The sequence below is a fragment of the Streptomyces sp. NPDC049577 genome (assembly GCF_040675635.1).
Taxonomy (GTDB): Bacteria; Actinomycetota; Actinomycetes; order Streptomycetales; family Streptomycetaceae; genus Streptomyces.
The window spans coordinates 1-3,977 of record NZ_JBFAPH010000456.1; the positions used below are offsets into that span (position 1 = coordinate 1).

2 protein-coding genes and 1 pseudogene are annotated in these 3,977 nt (G+C 73.8%); all 3 read left to right on the forward strand.

What is annotated here, in order from left to right; translation table 11 throughout:
- Window positions 1–275, forward strand: a pseudogene (locus AB0K09_RS30790) (endo-beta-N-acetylglucosaminidase); the annotation flags it as partial.
- A gap of 61 nt (window positions 276–336) precedes the next feature.
- Window positions 337–3,369, forward strand: coding sequence for a glycoside hydrolase family 38 C-terminal domain-containing protein (locus tag AB0K09_RS30795; protein WP_366068696.1), 3,033 nt, complete (start codon window positions 337–339; stop codon window positions 3,367–3,369).
- Between the two features lie 87 nt (window positions 3,370–3,456).
- On the forward strand, window positions 3,457–3,977 hold a 521-nt coding region (locus AB0K09_RS30800), incomplete at its 3' end, for a DUF1697 domain-containing protein (RefSeq protein WP_366068698.1).

The window sequence follows — 3,977 nt, forward strand, 5'->3', positions numbered from 1 at the left end:
GCCGGCCGGCCGTCACCGCCGTCCGGCGCGCACCCGACGGCACGGCGGCGCTGCGGCTGGCCTGGGGCGCGGCAAGCGGGCCCGTGCGCCATTACGAGCTGCGGCAGGTCCTGCCGGGCGGCGGCTTCCGCTTCCTCGGCGGCACCTGCGGGCATGCCTACTACGTTCCCGCGCTGCGCCGTACGGCCGAGGAGGCGGCCACCCGCGTCGAGGTGCGCGCCGTCGACGAGCTGTACGCCGCCTCGGCCCCCGCGTCCGTCACCCTCCGCTGGTAGCCCCTGGTAGCCCCCCGTTCCGCCGGCCGGCCCGGTGGACCTCCCGTAAGGACTCGCGTCGATGCACAACGACCGCACCATCACCGAGGCCCGTCTGGAGCGGGTCCTCAAGGAGCGCATCCGCCCGGCCGTCCACCCCGTGTCGGTGCCGCTGTCCGTCGGGGTGTGGCACGCGCCGGGCGAGCCCGTGTCCGTCGCGGAGGGCCTGGCGGGCGAGCGGACGCCGATCGAGGCCGGCGCGGCGTGGGGCCCGCCCTGGGGCACCAGCTGGTTCACCGTGTCCGGGACGGTGCCGCGGGAATGGGCGGGCCGTACCGTCGAGGCGCTGCTCGACCTGGGGTTCGACGAGAACATGCCCGGCTTCCAGTGCGAGGGGCTGGTCTACCGGCCGGACGGCTCCCCGGTGAAGGGCCTCAACCCGCGCAACCAGTGGGTGCGGATCGGCGAGCGGGTGAGCGGCGGGGAGCCGGTGCTGCTGCACATCGAGGCGTCCTCCAACCCGGTGATCCTCGACTACCACCCGTTCGTCCCCACGGAGCTGGGCGACCGCGAGACGGCGGACGCGGCGCCGCGCTACCGGCTGGCCCGCATGGACCTCGCCGTCTTCGACCGGACCGTGTGGGAGCTCGTGCAGGACCTGGAGGTGCTGGGCGAGCTGATGACCGAGCTGCCGGTCGACTCGCCGCGCCGCTGGGAGATCCTGCGGGCGGTCGAGCGGGCCCTGGACACCGTGGACCTCCAGGACGTGGGCGGCACGGCAGCGCGGGCGCGCGAGCCGCTGGCGGGCGTGCTCGCCTCCCCGGCGCACGCCTCGGCCCACCGGATCAGCGCGGTCGGGCACGCCCACATCGACTCGGCGTGGCTGTGGCCGCTGCGCGAGACGGTCCGCAAGGTGGCGCGTACGACCGCGAACATGACCGCGCTGCTGGAGGACGAGCCGGACTTCGTCTACGCCATGTCGCAGGCCCAGCAGTTCGCCTGGATCAAGGAGCACCGGCCCGAGGTGTACGCGCGGGTGAAGAAGGCGGTCGCGGAGGGCCGCTTCGTGCCGGTCGGCGGCATGTGGGTGGAGTCCGACACGAACATGCCCGGCGGGGAGGCGCTGGCGCGGCAGTTCGTGCACGGCAAGCGCTTCTTCCTGGAGGAGTTCGGCATCGAGACGGAGGAGGTGTGGCTGCCGGACAGCTTCGGCTATTCGGCGGCGCTGCCGCAGCTGGTGAAGCTGGCCGGGGCGAAGTGGTTCCTGACGCAGAAGATCTCCTGGAGCCGGAGCAACAAGTTCCCGCACCACACGTTCTGGTGGGAGGGCATCGACGGCACGCGCGTCTTCACGCACTTCCCGCCGATCGACACCTACAACGCGCAGCTGTCCGGCAAGGAGCTCGCGCACGCCGTCCGCAACTTCCGGGAGAAGGGCGGGGCGACGCGCTCGCTCGCGCCGACCGGCTGGGGTGACGGCGGCGGCGGGACGACCCGGGAGATGCTGGCCCGGGCCAGGCGGCTGGCCAATCTGGAGGGTTCCGCGCGGGTGGCCTTCGAGAAACCGTCGGCGTTCTTCGAGAAGGCCCACGCCGAGTACGCCCACGCGCCGGTGTGGGCCGGCGAGCTGTACCTGGAACTGCACCGTGCCACGCTGACCAGCCAGGCCAGGACCAAGCAGGGGAACCGGCGCTCGGAGCACCTGCTGCACGAGGCCGAGCTGTGGGCCGCGACGGCCGCCGTGCGGACCGGTTTCCGCTACCCGTACGAGCGCCTCGACCGGCTGTGGAAGACCGTGCTGCTGCACCAGTTCCACGACATCCTGCCGGGCACGTCGATCGCCTGGGTGCACCGCGAGGCGGCGCAGACGTACGCGGCGGTGGCGAAGGAGCTGGAGGAGATCATCGCGGGCGCGCTGGCGGCACTGGCCGGGGACGGCTCGCCGGGCGCGACCGTGCTGTTCAACGCGACGCCGCACGCGCGCGGCGGGGTGCCCGCGCTGGGGGCCGCCCCGGCGGTGCCCTCCGCTCCGGCGCCGGTCGCCGTGGAGCCGCGCGAGGGCGGCGGATTCGTGCTGGACAACGGGCTGCTGCGGGTCGCCGTCGACGGGCGCGGGCTGCTCGTCTCGGTGTACGACCGGGAGGCCGCCCGGGAGACGCTCGCCCCCGGGGCGGCCGGCAATCTGCTCCAGCTCCACCAGGACTTCCCGAACATGTGGGACGCGTGGGACGTCGATCACTTCTACCGCAACACGGTCACCGATCTGACGGACGCCGAGACGCTGCGCGCGGCGGACGACGGCTCGGTGCACGTCGTGCGCGCCTTCGGCTCCTCGCGCGTCGAGCAGCGGATCTCGCTGCCGGCCGGGGTGCGCCGGGTGGACGTGGAGACCGAGGTCGACTGGCAGGAGACGGAGAAGTTCCTCAAGGCCGCGTTCCCGCTGGACGTGCACACGGACCGGGTGGCGGCCGAGACGCAGTTCGGCCATCTGTGCCGGCCGACGCACACCAACACGAGCTGGGACGCGGCGAAGTTCGAGGCGTGCGCGCACCGGTTCGTGCATCTGGCGGAGCCGGGCTGGGGCGTGGCGCTGGTGAACGACTCGACGTACGGCTACGACGTGACGCGCGCGGTCCGCGCGGACGGCGGCGGCACGACCACCACGGTGCGGCTCTCCCTGCTGCGGGCCCCCCGTTTCCCGGACCCGCGCACGGACCGGGGCGTGCACCGCTTCCGGTACGCGCTGGTGCCGGGCGCGTCCGTGCGGGACGCGGTGCGGGAGGGGTACGCCATCAATCTGCCGGAGCGGCGGGTGCCGGGAGACCCGGGGAGCACGGGCGTCCCGCCGCTGGTCCGGGTCGACGACGACGCGGCGGTGATCTCGGCGGTCAAACTGGCGGACGACGGCAGCGGGGACGTCGTCGTGCGGCTGTACGAGTCGCTGGGCGGGCGGGCCCGGATCCGCCTGGCGGCGGGCTTCGCGGTGGCGTCCGCGTCGCTGTGCGACCTGCTGGAGCGGCCGCGGGAGACGGCCCGGGTGGAGGACGACGGCGTCCGGCTGGCCCTGCGGCCGTTCGAGGTGGTGACGGTGCGGCTGGTCCGTGCGGACGGCTGACCGGCCACGGCGCGCCGGACCGGCGGTGTTCCCACCGGGCCGGCACCCCCGGCGAGGAGCCGCCGGACAGGTCCTAGGGTGACCGGCGTGACCACATACGTAGCCCTCCTGCGCGGCATCAACGTCGGCGGTAAGAAACGCGTCCCCATGCAGACCCTCCGCGAGCTGCTCGCCGGCCTGGGCTGTGGCGCCGTTCGTACGCATCTCAACAGCGGCAACGCCGTCTTCACCCACCCGGCCGCCGCGCCGGAGGCCCTGGCGGCGGAGCTGGAGCAGGCCATCGAGCGGGAGCTGGGCTTCTCGGTGACCTGTATGGTCCGCGATGCGGCCGATCTGCGGCGTGTCGTGGAAGGCAGTCCGTTCGCCGGGCGGGACGTCGATCCGGCGCGGTTCGTGGTGACGTTCTTCGCACGTCCGGTCGATGCCGCCGGCGTCGCGGACCTGGACCCCGCCGCGTACGCGCCGGAGGAGTTCGCCCTGGGCGAGCGCGAGCTGTACCTGTACTGCGCCGAGGGGATCCGGGACTCGAAGCTCGCCAAGGTGCTCACCGAGCGGCGCCTCGGGCAGCCGGGAACGGGGCGCAACTGGAACACCGTCACCAAGCTGGC